At 69.4% G+C, this 19,604-nt stretch carries 22 protein-coding genes; 12 read left to right on the top strand and 10 right to left on the bottom strand.

Annotation, left to right across the window (positions count from 1 at the left end; all coding sequences use genetic code 11):
* Positions 1-31: 31 nt before the first annotated feature.
* Both G6N45_RS05290 and G6N45_RS05295 read right to left on the bottom strand, forming a co-directional pair.
* On the bottom strand, positions 32-589 hold the full coding sequence (locus G6N45_RS05290; RefSeq protein WP_163720709.1) for a type 1 glutamine amidotransferase domain-containing protein: 558 nt from the start codon (positions 587-589) through the stop codon (positions 32-34).
* Between the two features lie 69 nt (positions 590-658).
* Complete coding sequence (locus G6N45_RS05295) at positions 659-937, bottom strand: hypothetical protein (protein WP_057149743.1); 279 nt, start codon at positions 935-937, stop codon at positions 659-661.
* Between the two features lie 90 nt (positions 938-1,027).
* Here G6N45_RS05295 and G6N45_RS05300 point away from each other — a divergent pair, with 90 nt between their 5' ends.
* Complete coding sequence (locus G6N45_RS05300) at positions 1,028-1,249, top strand: acyl carrier protein (RefSeq protein ID WP_163720710.1); 222 nt, start codon at positions 1,028-1,030, stop codon at positions 1,247-1,249.
* 101 nt (positions 1,250-1,350) lie between these two features.
* Positions 1,351-2,055, top strand: coding sequence for a cutinase family protein (locus G6N45_RS05305; protein WP_163720711.1), 705 nt, complete (start codon positions 1,351-1,353; stop codon positions 2,053-2,055).
* Position 2,056: 1 nt separating this feature from the next.
* Here the strand turns inward: G6N45_RS05305 and G6N45_RS05310 are convergent, their stop codons facing one another.
* Complete coding sequence (locus G6N45_RS05310) at positions 2,057-2,311, bottom strand: metallothionein (RefSeq protein WP_057149741.1); 255 nt, start codon at positions 2,309-2,311, stop codon at positions 2,057-2,059.
* A gap of 148 nt (positions 2,312-2,459) precedes the next feature.
* Here G6N45_RS05310 and G6N45_RS05315 point away from each other — a divergent pair, with 148 nt between their 5' ends.
* The gene (locus G6N45_RS05315; protein WP_163720712.1) at positions 2,460-3,149 is read left to right on the top strand and encodes a HemK2/MTQ2 family protein methyltransferase; all 690 of its coding nucleotides are present in this window, start codon (positions 2,460-2,462) and stop codon (positions 3,147-3,149) included.
* Entirely contained in the window at positions 3,146-3,382 is a 237-nt protein-coding gene (locus tag G6N45_RS05320) for a CDGSH iron-sulfur domain-containing protein (protein WP_163720713.1), read from the top strand. Before G6N45_RS05315 ends, G6N45_RS05320 begins: the two co-directional genes overlap by 4 nt.
* On the opposite strand, the gene G6N45_RS05325 is transcribed toward G6N45_RS05320, so the two are convergent.
* Positions 3,359-4,369 (bottom strand): iron-containing redox enzyme family protein, encoded by a 1,011-nt coding sequence (locus G6N45_RS05325; RefSeq protein WP_163720714.1) that lies wholly within the window; start codon positions 4,367-4,369, stop codon positions 3,359-3,361. The two genes, G6N45_RS05320 and G6N45_RS05325, sit on opposite strands and share 24 nt — an antisense overlap.
* Before the next feature lie 218 nt (positions 4,370-4,587).
* On the opposite strand from G6N45_RS05325, the gene G6N45_RS05330 reads away from it, so the two are divergent.
* Together G6N45_RS05330 and G6N45_RS05335 are read left to right on the top strand one after the other, a co-directional pair.
* Complete coding sequence (locus G6N45_RS05330) at positions 4,588-5,565, top strand: ferritin-like domain-containing protein (RefSeq protein WP_163720715.1); 978 nt, start codon at positions 4,588-4,590, stop codon at positions 5,563-5,565.
* A gap of 147 nt (positions 5,566-5,712) precedes the next feature.
* Complete coding sequence (locus G6N45_RS05335) at positions 5,713-6,963, top strand: KasA/KasB family beta-ketoacyl-ACP synthase (RefSeq protein WP_163720716.1); 1,251 nt, start codon at positions 5,713-5,715, stop codon at positions 6,961-6,963.
* Positions 6,964-6,966: 3 nt separating this feature from the next.
* On the opposite strand, the gene G6N45_RS05340 is transcribed toward G6N45_RS05335, so the two are convergent.
* Complete coding sequence (locus tag G6N45_RS05340) at positions 6,967-7,818, bottom strand: class I SAM-dependent methyltransferase (RefSeq protein WP_163720717.1); 852 nt, start codon at positions 7,816-7,818, stop codon at positions 6,967-6,969.
* 106 nt (positions 7,819-7,924) lie between these two features.
* Here G6N45_RS05340 and G6N45_RS05345 point away from each other — a divergent pair, with 106 nt between their 5' ends.
* The 6 genes from G6N45_RS05345 (at position 7,925) to G6N45_RS05370 (ending at position 13,336) form a co-directional block, all read left to right on the top strand.
* Positions 7,925-8,641 carry an NUDIX hydrolase gene (locus G6N45_RS05345; protein WP_163720718.1) on the top strand — a complete coding sequence of 239 codons (717 nt, stop codon included), beginning with the start codon at positions 7,925-7,927 and terminating at the stop codon, positions 8,639-8,641.
* Positions 8,642-8,698: 57 nt separating this feature from the next.
* Entirely contained in the window at positions 8,699-9,169 is a 471-nt protein-coding gene (locus G6N45_RS05350; protein ID WP_163720719.1) for a hypothetical protein, read from the top strand.
* Positions 9,170-9,260: 91 nt separating this feature from the next.
* On the top strand, positions 9,261-10,097 hold the full coding sequence (locus G6N45_RS05355; protein ID WP_163720720.1) for a DeoR/GlpR family DNA-binding transcription regulator: 837 nt from the start codon (positions 9,261-9,263) through the stop codon (positions 10,095-10,097).
* Complete coding sequence (locus G6N45_RS05360) at positions 10,094-11,605, top strand: xylulokinase (RefSeq protein WP_163720721.1); 1,512 nt, start codon at positions 10,094-10,096, stop codon at positions 11,603-11,605. The genes G6N45_RS05355 and G6N45_RS05360 overlap by 4 nt, the downstream gene beginning before the upstream one ends.
* 46 nt (positions 11,606-11,651) lie before the next feature.
* On the top strand, positions 11,652-12,689 hold the full coding sequence (locus G6N45_RS05365; RefSeq protein WP_163720722.1) for a zinc-dependent alcohol dehydrogenase: 1,038 nt from the start codon (positions 11,652-11,654) through the stop codon (positions 12,687-12,689).
* Positions 12,686-13,336, top strand: a complete 651-nt coding sequence (locus G6N45_RS05370; protein ID WP_163720723.1) for a class II aldolase/adducin family protein — start codon at positions 12,686-12,688, stop codon at positions 13,334-13,336. The genes G6N45_RS05365 and G6N45_RS05370 overlap by 4 nt, the downstream gene beginning before the upstream one ends.
* On the opposite strand, the gene G6N45_RS05375 is transcribed toward G6N45_RS05370, so the two are convergent.
* The 5 genes from G6N45_RS05375 to G6N45_RS05395 form a co-directional block, all read right to left on the bottom strand.
* The gene (locus G6N45_RS05375) at positions 13,333-14,622 is read right to left on the bottom strand and encodes an HNH endonuclease signature motif containing protein (RefSeq protein ID WP_163720724.1); all 1,290 of its coding nucleotides are present in this window, start codon (positions 14,620-14,622) and stop codon (positions 13,333-13,335) included. The genes G6N45_RS05370 and G6N45_RS05375 overlap by 4 nt on opposite strands.
* A 290-nt stretch (positions 14,623-14,912) precedes the next feature.
* The gene (locus G6N45_RS05380; RefSeq protein ID WP_163720725.1) at positions 14,913-15,962 is read right to left on the bottom strand and encodes a substrate-binding domain-containing protein; all 1,050 of its coding nucleotides are present in this window, start codon (positions 15,960-15,962) and stop codon (positions 14,913-14,915) included.
* A gap of 64 nt (positions 15,963-16,026) precedes the next feature.
* Positions 16,027-17,067 (bottom strand): ABC transporter permease, encoded by a 1,041-nt coding sequence (locus G6N45_RS05385; RefSeq protein ID WP_163720726.1) that lies wholly within the window; start codon positions 17,065-17,067, stop codon positions 16,027-16,029.
* Complete coding sequence (locus G6N45_RS05390; RefSeq protein ID WP_163720727.1) at positions 17,064-18,608, bottom strand: sugar ABC transporter ATP-binding protein; 1,545 nt, start codon at positions 18,606-18,608, stop codon at positions 17,064-17,066. Before G6N45_RS05390 ends, G6N45_RS05385 begins: the two co-directional genes overlap by 4 nt.
* Positions 18,605-19,594, bottom strand: coding sequence for an NAD(P)-dependent alcohol dehydrogenase (locus tag G6N45_RS05395; protein ID WP_246229024.1), 990 nt, complete (start codon positions 19,592-19,594; stop codon positions 18,605-18,607). Before G6N45_RS05395 ends, G6N45_RS05390 begins: the two co-directional genes overlap by 4 nt.
* Positions 19,595-19,604 lie beyond the last annotated feature (10 nt).

The raw sequence follows: 19,604 nt of genomic DNA on the forward strand, positions 1-19,604 counted from the left end.
AAGTGAACGAACGTCGCGGCTTCGCCTGCGCTCAGGTGTGCGCGGGCGTCGCAGCGAACTGGTCGGTGATCGCCTGACAGAACGCGGGGAGGTCGTCGGGGGAGCGGCTGGTGATGAGGTTGCCGTCGATGCAGACCTCCTGGTCGACGACGGTCGCGCCCGCGTTGCGCAGGTCGGTGCGCAGACTCGGGTACGACGTCAGCGTCCGGTCCTTGACGACGCCCGCCTCGAGCAGCGCCCACGGCCCGTGGCAGATCGCGGCGACCGGCTTGCCGGAGCGGACGAAGTCACCGACGAAGGCCACGGCCGCCTCGTCGAGACGCAGCTTGTCGCCGTTGACGGTGCCACCCGGCACCACGAGCGCATCGAATTCGTCGACGCTGGCGTCGCCCACCACCCGGTCGACGGCGAACGTGCCCGCCGGTTCCAGATCGTGGTTGCGCGCGTCGATCTCCCCCGGTTTCAGCGAGAGCAACTCGACCCGGCCGCCGGCATCGGTGACCGCGGCGCGCGGCTGCTCGAGTTCGACCTTCTCGACGCCGTCGGCGGCCAGGAAGGCGATTCTGCGGCCCTGAAGTTGATTCGGCATGGCGTATCAGATCCTTTCGTCGCTGCGCGGGCGGTTACCCGCTGGCCGGCGATCAAACCGCGTGCCGGGTCAGGGTGAGGAGGTGCCGTCCGAGTGCGGCGTGGGGCTCTGGGCGGACTCCCATTTGGACTCCAGCGACCGGGTGACGCGGGTGCCCGCCGCCAGGTCGAGCTGGAACGTCTCGGCGTCGTCGTTCTCGAACGTCACCAGGAATCCGCTGTCGCTGGACGCCTTGTGCACCACCTTGTACGGCCGCTCACCGTCGCCGCGGTCGACCACGATGACGTCCCCGGGCGCGACGTCGTCGATGGGATCGGCAGAAGGGGGACTCGATGGTGCGTCAGACATTCCTCGACCGTATCCGACGTCTCGCCGACGGTGTTTCGACGTCCGGCTCGCGGGTAGGGGCCGCCGACATCCGACGATCGAGGAGGCATCATGCCCGCAGGACAGACCGGTTTCGACGACGTCAGCTTCGACCTGGTGTCCGTGCAGTACCACTCACTGAAGGCGGGGCACGACTACGGCCAGTACGTCCGTGACGCCGAGAACGCCGGCCGCGACGACATCGCGGCATTCTTCTCCGACGTGATGAAGCAGGACGCCGAGCGCGCACAAAGGTGCCACCAGTTCCTCAAGGAGCTCGGGCAGTCGCAGTGAGCCCGTCGGCCCCGCGGTGACGCTTCGTTTGGCCAGCAAACCGCGGGGTACTGCTCGACTGGCGTCGCGGACCGCACGCCCGGTCGAGAGAGGAAGTCAACATGACACGTGGGCAGTGGACGCGCGCCGCCGCAGCGTTGATCGCAGGAGCCGGAGCCGCCGTGGTCGGCGGTGCCGTCGCTCCGACGGCGAACGCCCAGGGATGTCCGGACGTCGAGGTGGTGTTCGCCCGCGGCACCAGCGAGCAGGCAGGTGTGGGCGGTGTCGGGCAGGCGTTCGTCGACGCGGTGCGTGCGCAGGCCGCACCCCGCTCCGTCGGCGTCTACGCGGTGAACTACGCCGCCGCCAACAACTTCGAGCAACGTGAAGACATCGCCCGCACGGTCATCGACGGTGTCCGCGACGAGGCCGATCATGTCCAGGCCATGGCCGCCAACTGCCCGAACACCCGCATGGTGCTCGGCGGCTACTCGCAGGGCGCCGTGGTGTCGGGCTTCACCACCTCCGACGTGGTGCCCAGCGCGGTGCCGGCCGCCATCGCGCCGCGGCCGATGCCCCCCGAGGTGGCCGACCACGTCGCCGCGGTCGTGCTGTTCGGCACGCCGTCGGGCGAATTCCTCGGCCGGTACGGCGCACCGGCGATCACCATCGGGCCGGCCTACGCGGACAAGACGCTGCAGCTGTGCGCGCAGGGCGACACGATCTGTTCCGGTGCCTCCGACGGCGGCCCGACCGTGGCGCACGCCCTGTACCCGGTGAACGGAATGGTCACCGAGGGAGCGACGTACGCCGTCGGCCGGCTGTAGTTCACGCCCCGGCGGGCACCGGGTAGCGGTCGTTGACGTCGGCGTTGGTGTCCTTGCGGGCGCAGTGCGCACAGCAGAACATGCCCTCGTCGGTCTCGATGCCGTGGCCGAGGATGCGGCACCCGCAGTGCCCGCACTCCGGCGCGAGTTGCATCGTGGCGCACTCGACGCTGTCGAACGTCGCCGACCGGCCGTCCGGCCAGGTCACCGTGAAGGCCTTGTCGTAGTCGTTTCCACAGGTGGCGCAGATGGTCATCGCGGTCCTCTCGAGTCGGTGTCGTGCGGGTCGGGCACCGGATTCCCGCAGCGTGTGGTCACAAACCCAGGGGTTTGGCCGGCGACGGAGAGGGCATGAAGGAGAAGCAGCGCCGACCCGGCGCCGCGATGTCTGCCGAGGAGCACATGTGACCACCGCATACACCGATTTCGACGCCACCGCCGCAGCGGAGGTCTATCCCCCGCAGGAGGATTCGCACCTGCTGATCGAGGTGCTGGTGGCCGCCGGACTGGCCCCCGGAGCACGGGTGGCCGACCTGTGTACCGGCAGCGGAGTGGTCGCGGTAGCGGCTGCCCAGGCGGGCGCGGCAGAGGTCGCCGCATTCGACATCTGCCCCACCGCGGTGGCACATGCCCGCCGCACCGCGTCGGCCGCGGGTGTCAACGTCGCGGTGCACCGGGGATCTTGGGCGCGGGCAATCGAATTCGCACCGTTCGACGTGGTGGTGGCGAATCCCCCCTACGTGCCGCAGGCGCCCGTCGACGACACCGACTCCATTCCGGTCGACGCGGGCCCGTCCCAGGCCTGGAACGCAGGCGCCGACGGCCGCCTGGTCCTGGACCCGATGTGCGCGGCCGCACCGCTTCTGCTGGACGACGGTGGCACGATGCTGATCGTGCACTCGGAATGCTCGGACGTCCAACGCACGCTCACCGCACTGCGCAGTCAGGGCATGCGCGCCGAAGTCGTTGCCCAGCAGTTGATTCCCTTCGGACCCGTGATGACCGCTCGCGCCGCGTGGCTGACCCGCGCCGGTCTGCTGGCGCCGGGCTGCCGGACGGAGCGCATCGTCGTGGTCCGCGCGGACGCCCCGTGACCGATCAGCCGCCGCGTGTCGTCCGCGTCGTTCCCGGCGGCCCGGTCATGGTGGAAGGCCCTGTGCGCGTGGAACTCCCGGACGGCAGCGTGGTGGAGTCAGACCGGTTCATGGTCGCCATCTGCGCCTGCCGGCGGTCGAAGACCTACCCGCTGTGCGACACCAGCCACCGGCGCCGCGAGCGGCCGGGTTCCGGGTCAGACCAGGGATCAGTCCAGAGCTCGGCGCAGTGAGCTGCGGCCGGAGCGCCAGCTGGTCATGAGGTGATCGGCCAGCCGTTCCTCGACCACGTCGAACGCGCGAATGCCGAACACGACGTCGACGTCCAGATCCGGTTCCCGGGCGACGAGGTCACCCACGACATCAGTGCGCACGACCTGCTCGTGCACGGCATCCGCCTCGACGTGTTCGCGGTAGAACGCCGCGCACTCCTCGGGGGCACCGAGCCGCTCCAACGCCTGCACCATCCGCTTGGATCCCGGCGGGGACGTCACCTCGGTCGCGGCGAAGTGACCGACGGCGGCACCGCGCAGGCGCCGGTGCAGACCGAACATCGACATCAGGTTGACCACGGCCAACGACTCGGCCGGCACGATCGACAGGTAGCCGAGGTACGTGGGGTCCAGCCCCGCCGCGGCCATCAGATCGGCGAACAGCTGCTGATGGAGCCGCGCGCCCTTGCCCGCGCCGAACTCGTCGAACTCGACCGCGACGAACGAGGCCTTGGCCTGCCCGGTCAGCCGGGGAATGGCCCAGGCGTGCGGGTCACCTTCTTTGAGGTGGTACAGCGACCGGTGCGCGAAGTACTCACGCATCTGGTCCCAGGTTCCCTCGTCCCGCAGGTGGTAGGACGGACCGTTGCCGCTCACCGGTTCGACGCACAGCGCGTCGAGCTCGGCCAGCGCGGTGGTGCCCGGATCGATCTCGCCCACCGCGCGGCGGATGTCCTCGAGGAACAGGTCCTCGAGGCGTCCCCGGAGATAGAGCAGGCCGGGGTTCCATTCCCACCCGGCATCCACACCGGCGAACCCGCGGTAGTGCAGCTCGTAGCAGAGGTAGAGGGCCAGCTGCAGATCGAGCCCGGCGGGATCGGCGTCGGCAAGCGACGTCTCCACCCGGGTCAGGTAGCGCAGCGGTGCCCGCTCGGCCAGCAGCTCCACCACCGACAAAGAGATCGGTCCTCGGGGTTCGGGCAGCACGGGTTGAACCATCGTGGGCATCACAGCTGCGACATACCCGCCGGACATCGTGCCAAACCGGCGTGGCGGCGTCGGCCCCGTACCCACAGAGGGGTCTTGATCACACCTGATGCAGTCTTTTTCACATTTCGCGTGGATGGCTATCGGTCACCGCACCGGTGGGTAGCCCAGGACCAGGCGCACTCACGTGCCACACGAAAGACCACAGACCATCGACTCCCGAAGGAGTGAGGAACCCTATGGCCACCACGGCTACCACCGAAAGCACCACCGCCACGCTGATCGCTCAGCTGCGGACCGTCCTCGACCTGACCAACACCGAGATCCAGGTCGCCGAGACGCGCATCACGCAGGCCCGCACCGACGCGGTCCGTCGCGAGCTCACCCAGAACGCCGAGAACGGGCGTGCCCGCGCGGAGGCCATCGAGACGGCGATCCGCGACCTCGGCGGGTTCCCGGACGTGATCGGCCCGTTCCTGGGCCGCGCCGCCGCCGCGGTCAAGGCCCTCACCGAGCAGGCCGCGCCGTTCGACGAGGCGCTGCTGGGCGACCTCGCGCTGGAGGACCAGCTGCTGGACCGGTCGCGTTACATCAAGGCACTGGCCGTCGCGGCCAAGCACAAGGACGTCGAGGTCCTCGCCGATCGCCTGATCACCGCGCATTCGGCGACGGTGAACTGGCTGACCACCGTGCTGGCCGAGGATGCCCTCGGTGGACCGGCGGCGCTGCGCCGCACGCCGGTGCAGGCCGCGGCCGGGTTGACCGTCAAGCTGTTGAACCTCCCGTTCACGTGGTCGGTGCGGCGCGCCGAGCGTGCCGCCGAGGCGGTGCGGTCCGTCCGCCCGGCCTTCGACGATCTCGTCGACCGCGGCGCACGCAGCAGCGAGATCGCGGCGAAGGCCCTGGCCGGGGCCCGCAACTCGGCGTTGGAGGCCGCAGAGCGCATCACCCGTGAGCAGGGCGCCGAAGACGCCGCCGACGCGATCCACGCGGCGCGCGGGGCCGCGGGCGTCCTCGACAGCCAGGAGCTGCCGATCGCCGACTACGACGAGCTGAACCAGACCGACGCCGTCGCCGCGGTGAAGGACCTCACCGACGCCTCGGACATCCGCGTGATCGTCGCCTACGAGGAGGCGCACAAGAATCGGCCGCGCGTGGTGTCCGCCGCGCAGACCCGGCTGGCCGCCATCGCTCAGGAGGTCGTCGGCATCAGCTGACCCACCTCGATTCCGCCGGCGTGGACCCTCTCCAGGGTCTGCGCCGGTGGTGTTTCACGGTGAGCCGACGGGGTCACCTTGACGGCACCTCATCGGCTCGTTAGAGAATTCTCATGAGGTGTCGACGGGCAAGGGGGATCGGACGCAATGACCAGGGGTGAGCGGCCCGGTGGCCGACCCGAAGTCGTGGTGACCGCGGTCGCCGCGACGACGGCACTGGCGGCTGATGCCGAGCAGACGTGGGAGGCGCTGCTCGACGGCACAAGCGGGATCACGTCGATCAAGGACCAGCTCGGTGAGGCCTTCGAGTTGCCCGTCACGATCGGCGGGCGTATTCGCGAGGATTTCGACACGCAGCTGAACCGGGTGGAGATCCGCCGGCTGTCGTACATGCAGAAAATGGCGTTGCTGCTCAACCGGCGGCTCTGGGCGGCCGCGGGCACCCCCGAGGTGGACACCCGCCGACTGCTGGTGTCGGTCAGCCACGCCTACGGCAGCACGCTGGACCTGTGGACCGGTTACGAGGAGTTCAAGTCGCGCGGCTTGCGTGCGATCTCTCCGTTGGCGGTGCAGATGCACATGCCCAACGCGCCGGCCGCTGCTGTGGGCCTCGATCGGCAGGCCAAGGCCGGGGTCATCGCGCCGACCAGTGGCGACGCCTCCGGCGCGTCGGCGATCGCCGAAGCCTGGCGCCTGATCACCCTCGGTGAAGCGGACATCGCGATCTGCGGTGGGGTGGAATCGAGGATCGAGCCCCTGCCCATCGTGGCGTTCGACAACCAGGGCCTGATGTCCCACCACAACGACGACCCGTCCAGGGCCTGCCGGCCGTTCGACCGCGAGCGCGACGGCATGGTGTTCGGGGAGGCGGGCGCGTTGTTGCTGCTGGAGACCGAGGAGCATGCCACTGCGCGCGGCGCGACGATCCTGGGTCGGCTGCTGGGGGTCGGCACCACCGCCGACACCTTCGACCTGATCGAGCCCGACCCCACCGGCGAGGAGGCCGCTGCCGCGGTGTCCCGTGCCCTGCAGCTGGCGGGGTTGGGGGCGAGCGACGTCGACGTGGTGACCGCACACGCCGCGGGCACCCGGGGCGGTGACCTCGCCGAAGCGCGCGCCCTCCACATCGCGCTGGGCGGCCATCGCCCCGCCGTGACGGCGCCCAAGGGTGCGCTCGGGCATTCGATGGGCGCCTCGGGCGCGGTCGGCGCCGTGCTCACGGTGCAGACGTTGCGCGACGGCGTGGTGGCGCCGACGCTGAACTACGAGAACGCGGACCCCGATATCGACCTCGACGTCGTGGCAGGCGCCGGCCGCTCCGGCGACTACCGGCACGCGGTGTCGAACACGCTGGGCTTCGGGGGCCACAATGTGTCCCTGGTGTTCGGAAAGGCTTGACGCTCAGCGGATCAGGTACTGCTGCCCGGGCATGAACGGGCCCAGCAACTCGCTGCGCGCTCCGCAGGACAGCACGGTCGGGGCGAACGGGTCGCCGGTGTGCATGGCGAGCAGGAGCCGGCGGGCACCGAACCAGTTCCGCGCCACGACATCGCGCTGCGCGGCCGGGGTGCTCTCGTTCAGCGCCCAGTTCGAGATGAACAGATCCGCGGACACGTGAAGATGCCCGGCCAGTCCGATCGGGACGATGTTGACCGCTCCCTCGATCGGCCGGACCGGGCCTTGCGCGTGCAGCACCACCCGGTCCGCGTCGAGCGTCGCACTCAGGTAGAGCCATTGCAGCGCCGAGAACACCGGCGTGTCGATCAGCACGACGGTCGCGTCCCCGGCGTGCAAGCGGACCAGCAGACGGGTCAGACTGCCGAATCCGCCGCCCCACTCGACCACCGTGCCGACGTCGCGCAGCGATTCTCCGGTCGCCTCCTGATAGCGGAGCAGGTGATACATCTGATGCACGGTGTTCGACGACGTCTGTATCGAGTGTCCGGGTACCGGCACCGTCGGCGGAGCCCCCACCGGGTCTTCGGCGAGCAGGCCGACGTCGTCGAGGTGGGCCAGGACGTAGGGCATCTCGTCGCCGAGTAAATGCTCGTCGACGAACATCTGGTAGCGAATGGCCGGGTGGCGCAGGAAATCCCACGGCGGGACGGGCAACAGATCCCGCTCCAGGTCGGCATTGCGCTGGGCCCAGTCGGCGCGGACGTACCGAGAGGCCGTGCAGCCCCGGACCAGGTCCAGCTTGGCCGCGAATGCCGTTGCGAGAGCGTGGAACCGACGCTCGAGGGCCACGGTCATCGGGTGGTCCGGGTGCTCGGGTGCTTGGCGAGGGACGTCATGGCGGGGCGACATACCCGCTGCGCACCAGCTCAACCCCCTCGGCGGCCGGCGATAGTCTCGCACGGTGACCCTTCCCTACGACGAGGCGCTGCGCGACCGGATTCGGACCCATCTGGGCGGCCATGTCCGGCGCACCGTCGAGGATCCGGAGAAACGCCGCGCGGCGGTCGCGGTGGTGCTGGTCGACTCGCTGGTCGGTGAGGATCGGGTGGACCCTGCACCCGTGGAGGAATGGATCGCCGGTCGTCCGATGCCCGAGGATCTGGACGGGCGCATGGTCGACGTCTCCGGTGGTGCGGCATTTCTGTTGTGCCGCAGGGCTTCCCGACTCTCGTCCCATGCCGCCCAGTGGGCGCTGCCGGGCGGGCGGCTCGACCCGGGGGAGACGGCCGTCGAGGCGGCGCTGCGTGAACTCGACGAGGAGGTGGGAGTGGCCCTGCACGACTCGGCGGTGCTGGGGCTGCTCGACGACTATCCGACGCGGTCGGGTTACGTCATCACACCGGTGGTGGTCTGGGGCGGTGGCCGGCTGGATCCGCGTCCGGCCCCCGACGAGGTGGTCGCGGTGTACCGGGTCGGTCTGCACCAACTCCAGCGGGCCGATTCGCCGCGGTTCATCACGATCTCCGAGAGCCCCCGCCCCGTCGTGCAGATTCCGCTGGGCAACGACCTGATCCACGCCCCGACCGGGGCGGTGCTGCTGCAGTTGCGGTGGCTGGGGCTGGAGGGGCGGCCGGATCCGGTCGACGGGCTGGAGCAGCCGGTCTTCGCCTGGAGATGACGATTCGGGTGCGTCGGTGAGTTTCCTGCGCCACCCGGCCGGGTAGCCGGTGCTTCGATGACCACGACCCAGCTCGCCGGCAGACACCGGCTCGCGCGCAGGCCGGACCATGCCGGCCCGCGGTGGGGCATGGCGTCCATGATCGCAGGGGCCGCCACCGCCGGATGGTTGCTGGCCGTGGTGGACGACGACGGCCTCCGCACGGCGACCGTGCAGACACCGCCGGCGGCCGCGAGCCTGCCCGCCCAGGACATCCAGCGTGCCGGCCAGGTGACGGCCGTGTCGGCGAACTCGTTGACCACCACCGCCGCCGACGGCCAGGTCACCACGTTCCGGATCACGCCGGACACCGCGGCGATCACGCAGCCCGGCACGTCGACCCCGTTTGCGGTGACGTCCTTCGCGCCGGCTCAGCACATCGTGGTCGTGGGCGTCATCCACGACGGCGTCCCGGTGGCCACTGCGATCGCGGACCCGGCCGCAGCCGGGCCCGCCGGCCCACCCATGGATTACCAGCTCCCGACCTGAGCTTCTCTCGGCCTGTTGCCAACATCACAGAAAAACTGTTACGTTTGTTATGTTCGTTGTGATGTTGGCAGCTCGAGTGAGGAGACCGGTTGTGACCACGCCGCCGCATCGCGCCTCGAGCAACGCATCTCGGCGCACCCAGATCGCCGAGTTCGTGAAGGCGAAGGGCGCCGCCCGCATCGACGAGCTCGCCGAACAGTTCGGCGTCAGCACCATGACCATCCACCGCGATCTCGACCATCTGCACGACAGGGGCATGCTGCGCAAGGTTCGGTCGGGCGCCGAGGCCCCGCCCAGTGAGGCGTTCGAACGCAACATCGATCTGCGCAGGGCGCTCAACCTCGCCGAGAAACAGGCGGTGGCCCGCGCCGGTTTCGCGTGGGCAGCCGGCCGGGTCGACATGGCCGCCGTGGCCCTCGACGACAGCACCACCGCGCTGCATGTGGTGCCGATGCTGCTGGCCGCGCTGCCGTTGACCGTTGTCACCAACTTCCTGCCCGCGATCAACGAGCTGTCGACCGATCCGCGGGTGCGGCTCAACGCCATCGGCGGCGACTTCGTGCCCGAGTACTCCTCGTTCCTCGGCCCACAGGCCACCCGCGCGCTGCGCGACATGCACTACGACGTGCTCTTCATGTCGGTGCCCGCGGTGTCGCGGGGCATGTGCTTCCATCCCTCCAGCGCTGCGGCCGAGCTCAAGCGGGCGTTCATGGAGAGCGCCGAGTTGTGCGTGCTGCTCATCGACCACACCAAGGTCGCGCGCCGCGCCATGCACCGGATCTGCGACCTGGTGGTCTTCGACGCCGTCGTCGTCGACGCAGGCATCGACCCGGAGGAGCGACAGCGCCTCGAGGACGGCGGCGCCAACGTCGTCATCGCCGAATTACCTTCGCAGACAGCAGAACTGGCGGCGGTGAGTCGATCGTGACGGCGCCCGCATCTCCGCTCGTGATCGCGGTCGACTGCTCGACCACCGCGGCCAAGGCGATCATCGTCGACGCCGCCGGCCGGGTCGTCGGCACCGGATCTCAGGCCCTGACCACCCACAGCCCCGCCCCGCACTGGTTCGAGCAGGACGGCAACCAGTGGTGGACGGCCACCAGTGACGCGATCACGGCCGCGCTCAAGGCAATTCCCGATCCCAGTGCCGTCGCCGCGGTCTGTGTCACCCACCAGCGGGAGAGCTTCGTCTGCCTCGACCGCAATGGCACGCCGATCCGGCCGGCGATCCTGTGGATGGACGGCCGCGCCGCGGCCGAGGCCCGCTCCTACGGCACCGAACGCGTGGAACTGCTGTCGGGCAAGCCTGCCGACATCACCCCGGGGCTCTACAAGCTGCTGTGGCTGCGCGACCACGAGCCCGAGACCATGGCGCGCTGTCACCGCGTCGCCGACGTGCACTCCCACCTCGTGAACACGATGACCGGTCGGTGGGTGTCGAGCACCGCGTCGGTCGATCCCTTGGCCGTGATCGACCAGGCCACCGGCGACTACAGCGACGAGTTGCTCGAACTCGCCGGGTTGCGCCGCGACCAGCTGCCGGACCTCGTCCCCAGCGGAACGTCGCTCGGACCGTTGCGCGCCGACATCGCCGACGCGTGGGGGCTGGGCCGCGACGTCGTCGTGATCGCGGGCACCGGCGACGGGCAGGCGGGCGGAATCGGATTGGCGGTGACCGACCCCGGCGCCGCGTATCTGGTGCTCGGCACCGCCGTGGTGATCGGCAGCGAGACCATGTCCTACGTTCCGGCACGCGCGTACCGGTCGATGATCTCGGCGATGCCGGGCCAGTCGACCGTGGAGACGTTCAGTTCGTCGGGCACCTATCTGTCGACGTGGTTCCGCCAGCAATTCGGCGACCCCGGTCTGGCCGGCGCGCCCGATCCGGAGCTCGAGCGCGAGGCGGCGGCGTTGCCGGTGGGCAGCGAGCGGCTCGTGACGCTGCCCTACTGGAACGGTGCCCAGACCCCGCACTGGGACGGGCGGGCTTCCGGAGTGACGTTGGGCTGGCAGGGATGTCACACCCGTGCCCACTTCTACCGGTCCCTGCTCGAGGGCATCGCGCTGGAACTGCGGCTGCAACTCGACGGCCTCGAAGCCGCGCGCGGGGAACGCGTCGAAGTGCTGCGCGCGACGGGCGGCGGCGCCCGCAGCCGGCTGTGGACACAGATCCTCGCCGACGTGTTCGACCGGCCGATCCAGGTGTGCGCAACGGCCGAGGTGAGTGCGCTCGGCGCGGCCGCCATCGCGCTGACCGCGCTCGGCGCCTACGACACGCTGCCCGACGCGGCCGCGGCGGTGAGCACCACCGACGCCGTCGTCGCGCCCCGCCCCGACGCCGCGGCCGCCTACCGGCAGCTGCGCGCGGTCTATGAACGGGTCTACTCCCAGACCCGCGATCTGCTGCACACCCTGCACGAGCTACCCGTCGCGTGACCGTCACGCGACGACGACCCTGCACGACGACCCGAGGAGAACCACAGTGAGAGCCGCCATGTTCTACGGCCCAGGTGAACTACGGCTGGAGGACATCGCCTCGACCGAGCCGGCGCCGGGTGAGCTGCTGGTCGAGGTCCGGGCGGCCGCGACGTGCGGAACGGATCTGAAGTCCTACCGCCGCGGCCACCCCAAGCTCTTCCCGACCCTGCCGTCGCGGTTCGGTCACGAGTTCGCCGGCGTGGTCACCGCCGTCGGTGACGGTGTGGACGGATTCGCCGTCGGCGACCGCGTCACGGCCGCCAACACCGTGCCGTGCGGCCACTGCTGGGCGTGCATCCGGCACCGCGAAAGCCTCTGCGAGAACCTGGAATTCCTCAACGGCGCCTTCGCCGAGGAGGTGGTGATCCCGGCGGCGATCGTCGCGCGCAACACCTACACGCTGCCCGACGACCTCGACTTCGCCGACGCCGCACCGCTCGAGCCGCTGGCCACGGTGGTGCACGGGATGGCCGAGACGGGCATCGAGCTCGGCGACACCGTCGTGGTGCACGGCGCAGGCCCCATCGGTCTGATGTTCGTCCGGCTCGCCACGCTGCGCGGCGCCAACGTCATCTCGGTCGACCAGTCGCCGTGGCGGCTGCAGCAGGCGGTCCGGGCCGGCGCGGTGGACACCGTCGACCTGTCCGAGGTCAGCGATTTCGAGGATCGGGTGGTCCTGATCAAGCAGCACACCCCGCACGGCCGCGGCGCCGACGTCGGCATCGAGGCGGTGGGCCTGCCGCAGGTGTGGGAGCAGACCGTGCGCACGCTGCGCCCCGGTGCGACGGCGGTGCTGTTCGGCGGAACGCCGAAAGGCGCCCCGTTCTCCGTCGACTCCAGCGCGATGCACTATGAGGAGTACACACTCAAGGGTGTCTTCCACCACACGCCCAACTACGTCCGCACCGCGGTCGAGTTGCTGGCCAGCAGGAAGGTCGACGGTTCGATGCTGGTGACCGAGCGCAGGCCACTCGAGGAGCTCGTGCCGAGCCTGGAGGACATGGCCGCCGGCCGCGGGTCGAAATACATCCTCGAGCCATGAGACTGGAAGCACAACGCCGCCAGGTCGTCGAGGCCTGCCAATTACTCAGTCGCTCAGGGCTTGTCGTCGGCACAGCGGGCAACGTGTCGATCCGGGTGGACGATCTGGTGGTCATCTCGCCCAGCGGTGTCGACTACGAGGCGATGTCGCCGCGCGACGTCGGGATCCACGATTTGGAGGGCAACGCCGTCGACGCGGTGCTGGCGCCGTCCAGCGAGCTGGCTCTGCACCTGGCGGTCTACCGGTCGTCGCAGCATTCCGCCGTGGTGCACACGCACGCACCGGCGTCCACCGCGCTGTCCACCGTCGTCGACGAAGTGCCTGCGTCGCACTACTATTCGGCACTGTTCGGCGGTGCGATCCGCGTCGCGCCGTACGCCACGTTCGGAACCCGGCAGCTGGCCGACAACGTGACCGCGGCCCTACGCGGCCGCGCCGCGGCGCTGATGGGCAACCACGGCGCTGTGCTCGCCGGCGCGGCGCTGCCGAAGGTGATGAACCTGGTGCCGTATCTCGAGTACGTGTGCGACGTGGCGCTGCGGGCGATGGCGACCGGCGCACGGGTGCGTGTCCTCGACGACGGCGAGATCGCCGAGGTGGCCCGACGGCTGTCGAGCTACGGGCAGCAGCCGACCGGAGACCGCTAGTTGGTCGAGGGTGGCCGCTGGGGGTCGAACGGCTCGTACCACCACCATTGGGCGCGTTCGCCGGTCGGGCCGGGACACGGGGCGACGTCGGGCGGGACTTGGGTGGGGGGCCGGGCCAGCGATGCCGACGTCAGCGGCCGCCCGGCCTGGTCGGTCACGACGAGCTGGTCGGCGGGCCCATTGATTGTGATGAGACCGCGGTGATGGGCCCTGTGGTGGTACGGACAGACCAGCGCGAGATTGATCAGCTCGGTGAGCCCGCCGTCCTCCCAATGCTTCAGGTGGTGGGCGTGCAGACCGCGGGTGGCTCCACAGCCCGGCACCACGCAAGTACGGTCACGGAATTCCAACGCGCGGCGCAGCCGCCGGTTCACCGTCCGAGTGCTCCGGCCCGCCCCGATCGTGTGGCCATCGCGCTCGAACCACACCTCGCAGGTGGCGTCACACGTCAGGTACTGCCGGTCGGCGTCGGACAGCAGCGGTCCCAGATGTAGCGTGCCGACGCGGTCTTTCACGTCGATGTGCACGACGACGGTGGTGCGTTGCCCGTGCGGGCGCGCCGCCGCGTCAGCGTCCCAGCCGGCCTGGATCAGCCGCAGGAACGCGTCGCCGGTGGTGGGCATCGGTGGGTGCTGCTCGCCGGAGGCGGTGGTGTCGCGGTCGTGGTTCCACTGCGCGATCAGGGCGTCTTTGTGGGATTGCAGCGCTGCGTCGAACATCGCCGATTCGACGTGTGGGAGCCGGATCTGCCAGTAGGCGTACTGCTCGTCGGAGATGTGGGTGATCGTGCACACCGGCTCGAGCTTGGGCGCCGCCTCGGCCTCGGGTTCCGGCTGGGCCTCGGGTTCGGGTTCTGGTGTGGGTTTGGGTTCGAGTTTGAGGGCGGTGCGCAGCTGGTTGACCGTGGCGGTGCGGGCCAGCTCGGCGTAGTGCTCGTCGGAGCCCTTCCCGGCGCGCGCGGCGATGGCGCCGACCTGATCGAGTGAGAGCCGGCCCTCCTGCAGACCTGCGACGCAGCGGGGGAACTCCTCGATCCGGTGGGCCACGGCCGCGACCGTTTTGGCGCGCGCCGTAGATACCCCGGTCTTCCAGGCCACCAGGTTCTGCACCGAGCGGGCGCCCGCGGCGGCCCACAGCCCGTCGCGGTCGATCTCGGCGACGATCGACACGATGCGCCCGTCGATCGCGTTACGCTGACCGGTCAGCTCGGCCAGCTCGTCGAACAATACGTCCAACCGCTCGTCGATGCGCCGCGAAGCGACCAAAGACGTTGCCGGCGAGGACATGCCACCATCATGGCAGAGGGGTCTGACATTGATCATGGAAAAGCGTTACCGCGCAGGTCGTAACCCTGGGTCTGCGCAAACTCGAAAGGGCCATCACCCGGGAGATCTTCACCGCAGCGGCTAGCCGCTTCGGCGTTTGGCCCAGCGTGATCTCCGAATCGAACGCGGACTGCAGCGCGACGACACCTTCGCCGAGAACTGCAGAAACTGGCTCCAAGCAGCTTGACATCAATAGGAGCATCACGAAGGCCGGCCGCGGGATGCGACCGGCCTTCGCGAATGTCGTTGTGTCAGGGCTGCTTCTGGCCCGGAATCCCCTCGTAGGCGATGTCGCCGGTCTTGAGGTTCTGGGTGGTCAGATCGGACAGCCCGTCGAGGAACTTCTGCCGGTCGGTCACCACGTGCTGCATCGCGACGTCGACGTTCTCCTTCGTGATGGCCGGCATCACGTACACCGGCTTGGTGTTCACCTGTTCCTTCTTGGCCAGTGCGTTCGCGACGGCCAGGCCGGCGGAGAGCTCCACGGTGCCGTTCTGCAGCGAGGTGCCGATGAACTCACCGCTCTTGACCGCGTTGAGGCCGTCCTCGATGCCGTCGATGCCCACGATCGGCACGTCGTTGCGGCCGGTTTCCTTGAGCGCCTGCAGCGCCCCGAGGCCCATGTCGTCGTTCTCGGCGACGACGGCGTTGATCTGCGGGCCGAAGCCGGAGATCCAGTTCTTCATCTTGTTGACGGCCTCGTCGCGCTTCCAGTTGGCCGTGTCCTTGGCCAGCACCTTGATGTCCGGGTACTTCGCCAGCACGTTGTTGATGCCCTTCGTGCGGTCCAGCTCACCGGACTGCCCCAGTGGCCCCTGAAGGATCACGATGTTGCCCTTGCCGCCGAGGCGGTCGGCCATCATCTGCATCTCCTGCTCACCGGCGGCCACGTCGTCGGGCTGCACGCTGGCCGCGACATCCGGGTTGTTCAGCGCCGCGTTGACCGCGACCAGCGGGATGCCCTTGGACTTCGCGGTGGCGACCTGCGGTCCGAGCGAATCCGCCTGGATGGGAACGACGATGATCGCGTCGACACCCTGGTTGACCATCGAGTCGACCTGGTCGGCCTGGGTGGACACATCGAGATTGGCGGAGTTCCACACCAGTTCGATGTTGTTGTCCTTCGCGTAGGCCTCCATGCCCTCCTTGCCTGCGGTGATGAACGAGCTCATGTCGTACACCGAGACACCGATGCGCTTGGTGTCGCTGTTGGTCGTCGTGTCGCCGGCGCCACAGGCAGTCAGCGCGGCACCGACCACACCCGCCGAGGCCATCGCCGCGATCTTGGTGAGCAATCTCATGGGTTCTCTCTTCTCTCGTTTTCGACAGTGAAAAGTGGTGCGAAGACTGTTGACTCGGCTTTCCTCAGGTGCGCCTCCTGGAGGACCACACGTCGACGGCGACCGCGGCGACGATCAGCACGCCCTTGATGACGTCCTGCCAGTACGCCGGCACGACGAGGATGTCCAGGCCGTTGTTCAGCGTCATGATCATGAACAGGCCCAGCGCCGTGCCCCAGATGCTGCCGCGTCCACCCATCAGGCTCGCGCCGCCGATCACGACGGCGGCGATGGCGTCCAGTTCGTAGCCCTGTCCGAGGTTCGGCGGACCCGAGATCACGCGGGAGGCCAGCATGACGCCCGAGAGCCCGGCGAGCAGACCGGAGATGGCGTAGACGCTGAACAACACGTTCTTGGCGTTGATCCCGGCGATCTCGGCGGCGTTGCGGTTGCCGCCCACCGCGTACACGCGCATGCCGTAGGTGGTGCGCTTCATGATGATGGCCAGCGCGATGATGCCGAAGATCATCAACAGCACCGGGATCTGCAGACCGAAGATCTTGGTGTTGGCGATCGAGCCGAACTCCGCGGGCAACCCGTTGATGGGTGCGCCGCCGCCGATCACGTAGGCCATGCCCGACCCCGCCGTGAGCGTGCCCAGTGTCGCGATGAACGGTGGAACGTTGATGCGCGACACCAGGAATCCGTTCAGGCAGCCCACCGCGAGCCCGACCAGCATCGCCACCAGCACGGTCAGCCAGACCTGACCGGGATTGGCCTTCGCGGTCGCCGCTGCCGACATCGCCGACACCGCGATCACGCTGCCCACCGACAGATCGATGCCCCCGGTCAGGATCACCAGCGTCTGGCCGAGCGCGATGAGCGCGAACGGAGCCGCGGCGACCAGGATGGTGACCAGGTTGTCGGGCGTGGAGAAGCGCGCGCTGCGGTAGCTGAAGTACGCGATCACCAGCAGCACCACGATGACCATCGAGTAACGCAGCAGGACACCCGAGAACCACTGTCGGGAGAACAGTTTCACGGGCTCGCCGGTGATCGGCGAGGCCACGGTCGGAGCCGCCGACGGACCGGGCGGCTGGGCGCTGCTGTCGACGTCGGTGCTCATGATGCCTCCTGCTGCGTGGTGGTCGTGGGTGTCGATGGCTTGGTGTCGAGTGCGGTGGCGAGGCGGAACACCGATTCCTGGACCTCGGGGTGGTCGAGGGCGTCGCGGTCGAGTTCGCCGACGAAGGTGCCGCCGCGCATGACGAAGGCGCGGTGCGAGAGCCCGACGATCTCGGGCATGTCCGACGACGCCATCAGCACCGCCATGCCGTTCGCCGCGAATTCGGTGACGATGCGGTAGATCTCGCTGCGCGCGCCGACGTCGACGCCGCGGGTCGGTTCGTCGAGCAGCAGCACGTTGACGTCGCCGGTGAGCCAGCGCGCCAGCACCACCTTCTGCTGGTTGCCGCCGGAGAGCGTGCCGACCTCCTGGCTCAGCCCGCGGGTCTTGAGCCGCACCGAGGACATCACGTCGGACACCGCCTTGTTGCGGGCTTTCGCGCGCAGCCAGCCGGCCAACGAGAACGACGACAGCCGCGGCAGCGTGCCGTTGTCGAGCACACTCATCGACAGCACGACTCCGGAGAGCTTGCGGTCCTCGGGCACCATCGCCATGCCCGCGGTGATCGCCGCGGCGGGGTGATTGCGTTTGACGGCCTTGCCGCGCACCGTGATCTGGCCGGCGGTGCTGCTGCGCGCGCCGAAGACGGCCTCGAGCAGCTCGGTGCGCCCGGCGCCGACGAGTCCGGCCAGCCCGACGATCTCGCCGGCGTTCACGGTGAACGACACCGGACCCGCGGCGCCGTCGACCTGCAGGTCGCGTACCTCGAGCACCGGTTCGGTGCCCGGGCTCGGGCGCTCGGGGAACAGTGCGTCGAGTTCCCGGCCGATCATCGCGGTGACGATGTCGTCGTCGGTGACGTCGGCGATCGGTTCGTCGAGGATCAGTCCGCCGTCGCGCAGCACCACCACCCGGTCGGCGATGGCGCGGATCTCGGCCATCTTGTGTGTCGTGTAGACCATCGCGACGCCGTGCTCGCGCAGCCGGCGCACCACCTTGTAGAGCCCCTCGACCTCACGCTCGGAGATCGCGGAGGTGGGTTCGTCGAGCATCACCACCTGCGCGCCGGTGCTTGCCGCCTTGACGATCTCGACGATCTGGCGCAGCCCCACGGGCAGGCTGCCCATCTTCGCCGACGGGTCGATCTGGACCCCGAACACCGCGAGCGCCTCGCGGGCCTGATCGACCATCGCGCGCCGGTTCAGGAACGGCCCGACCGTGACTTCCCGTCCCACGAACAGGTTCTCGTAGACGGTCATGTTCTCGATCGACGCCAGCTCCTGCGGCACGATAGCGACGCCGTGGCGCACCGCATCCCTGGTGTTGCCATGCGCCAGCGCGGTGTCGCCGACCGTGACGGTGCCGTGGTCGGCGCTGTACTGCCCGCTGATGATCTTCATCAACGTGGACTTGCCCGCGCCGTTCTCGCCGGCCAGCGCGGTCACGGTGCCCGGTTCCAGATCCAGCGTGATGCCCTCGAGCACCGGCACCCCGCCGAAGCTCTTGTGGATGTCGCTGCAGCGCAACAAAGGCGGGGTCATCGTGGCTCCACGATCGACTTGAGGCTGCCCGGGTCCGAATCGCTGTCGAGCGCCTCACCGACGTGCTCGAGGTCGTAGCGTCCGGTCACCATGCCGTCGAGATCGACGGCGCCGCTGGACACCAGATGGATCGCTGCGGGCCAGGTGTCCGTGTAGCGGAACACACCGGTCACGGTGATCTCCTGGTTGGCGATGTGGCTGACCGGCAGCGCGTACTCGTCGGCGCCCATGCCGACCAGCACGACGTGCCCGGCGGGGCCGACGGCCTTGATGCCGCTGACCACGGCCGCGGGCACCCCGGTGGCGTCGACGAACGCGTCGACCGGGTCGATCGCCGCGACGTCTACAGCAGTCGGGTCGAGTACCTCGGTGGCGCCGAACTGCAGGGCCTTCTCGCGCCTTGACGCGACGAGGTCGGTGACGACGATGCGGGCGGCCCCGAATGCGCGGGCGGTCTGCGCGCAGATCACGCCGATCGGGCCCGCGCCCGCGATGAGGATCGATGTCCCGGGCGCCACGTGCGCCTTGCGCATCGTGGCGATCGCCACCGACAGCGGCTCCAGCAGCGCGGCCGCGTCGTCGGACATCGAGTCGGGCACCGGGTGCGCCATGTCGTCGTCGGTGAGCACGTACCGGCAGAAGGCGCCGTCGATCGGCGGGGTGGCGTAGAACTCGATGTGCGGGCACAGGTTGTAGCGGCCCGCCCGGCACTGCGCGCAGCGCCGGCACGGGTGCTGCGGTTCCACCGCGACCCGCTGACCCACGCGCTCCGGGTCGACGCCCGCGCCGACGGCAGCGATGCGCCCGGACAGTTCGTGGCCGAGGATCATCGGCTGCTCGACGACGAAGTCCCCGATGCGCCCGTGCCGGTAGTAGTGCACGTCGGAGCCACAGACGCCGACGGCGGCGACCTCGACGAGGACCTGGTGCGCACCGGGGGCGGGCACCGGTCTGTCCTCGATCTGCAGGGCGCCGACGCCCGTCATGACGCTGGCC

The organism is Mycolicibacterium psychrotolerans (assembly GCF_010729305.1).
GTDB classification, from domain to species: domain Bacteria; phylum Actinomycetota; class Actinomycetes; order Mycobacteriales; family Mycobacteriaceae; genus Mycobacterium; species Mycobacterium psychrotolerans.

Coding starts and splice junctions, on each gene's coding strand:
- G6N45_RS05290 (WP_163720709.1), bottom strand. CDS start 589: ATGCCGAATCAACTTCAGGGCCGCAGAATCGCCTTCCTGGCCGCCGAC.
- G6N45_RS05295 (WP_057149743.1), bottom strand. CDS start 937: ATGTCTGACGCACCATCGAGTCCCCCTTCTGCCGATCCCATCGACGAC.
- G6N45_RS05300 (WP_163720710.1), top strand. CDS start 1,028: ATGCCCGCAGGACAGACCGGTTTCGACGACGTCAGCTTCGACCTGGTG.
- G6N45_RS05305 (WP_163720711.1), top strand. CDS start 1,351: ATGACACGTGGGCAGTGGACGCGCGCCGCCGCAGCGTTGATCGCAGGA.
- G6N45_RS05310 (WP_057149741.1), bottom strand. CDS start 2,311: ATGACCATCTGCGCCACCTGTGGAAACGACTACGACAAGGCCTTCACG.
- G6N45_RS05325 (WP_163720714.1), bottom strand. CDS start 4,369: ATGCCCACGATGGTTCAACCCGTGCTGCCCGAACCCCGAGGACCGATC.
- G6N45_RS05330 (WP_163720715.1), top strand. CDS start 4,588: ATGGCCACCACGGCTACCACCGAAAGCACCACCGCCACGCTGATCGCT.
- G6N45_RS05335 (WP_163720716.1), top strand. CDS start 5,713: ATGACCAGGGGTGAGCGGCCCGGTGGCCGACCCGAAGTCGTGGTGACC.
- G6N45_RS05340 (WP_163720717.1), bottom strand. CDS start 7,818: ATGACCGTGGCCCTCGAGCGTCGGTTCCACGCTCTCGCAACGGCATTC.
- G6N45_RS05350 (WP_163720719.1), top strand. CDS start 8,699: ATGACCACGACCCAGCTCGCCGGCAGACACCGGCTCGCGCGCAGGCCG.
- G6N45_RS05370 (WP_163720723.1), top strand. CDS start 12,686: ATGAGACTGGAAGCACAACGCCGCCAGGTCGTCGAGGCCTGCCAATTA.
- G6N45_RS05375 (WP_163720724.1), bottom strand. CDS start 14,622: ATGTCCTCGCCGGCAACGTCTTTGGTCGCTTCGCGGCGCATCGACGAG.
- G6N45_RS05380 (WP_163720725.1), bottom strand. CDS start 15,962: ATGAGATTGCTCACCAAGATCGCGGCGATGGCCTCGGCGGGTGTGGTC.
- G6N45_RS05385 (WP_163720726.1), bottom strand. CDS start 17,067: ATGAGCACCGACGTCGACAGCAGCGCCCAGCCGCCCGGTCCGTCGGCG.
- G6N45_RS05390 (WP_163720727.1), bottom strand. CDS start 18,608: ATGACCCCGCCTTTGTTGCGCTGCAGCGACATCCACAAGAGCTTCGGC.
- G6N45_RS05395 (WP_246229024.1), bottom strand. CDS start 19,594: ATGACGGGCGTCGGCGCCCTGCAGATCGAGGACAGACCGGTGCCCGCC.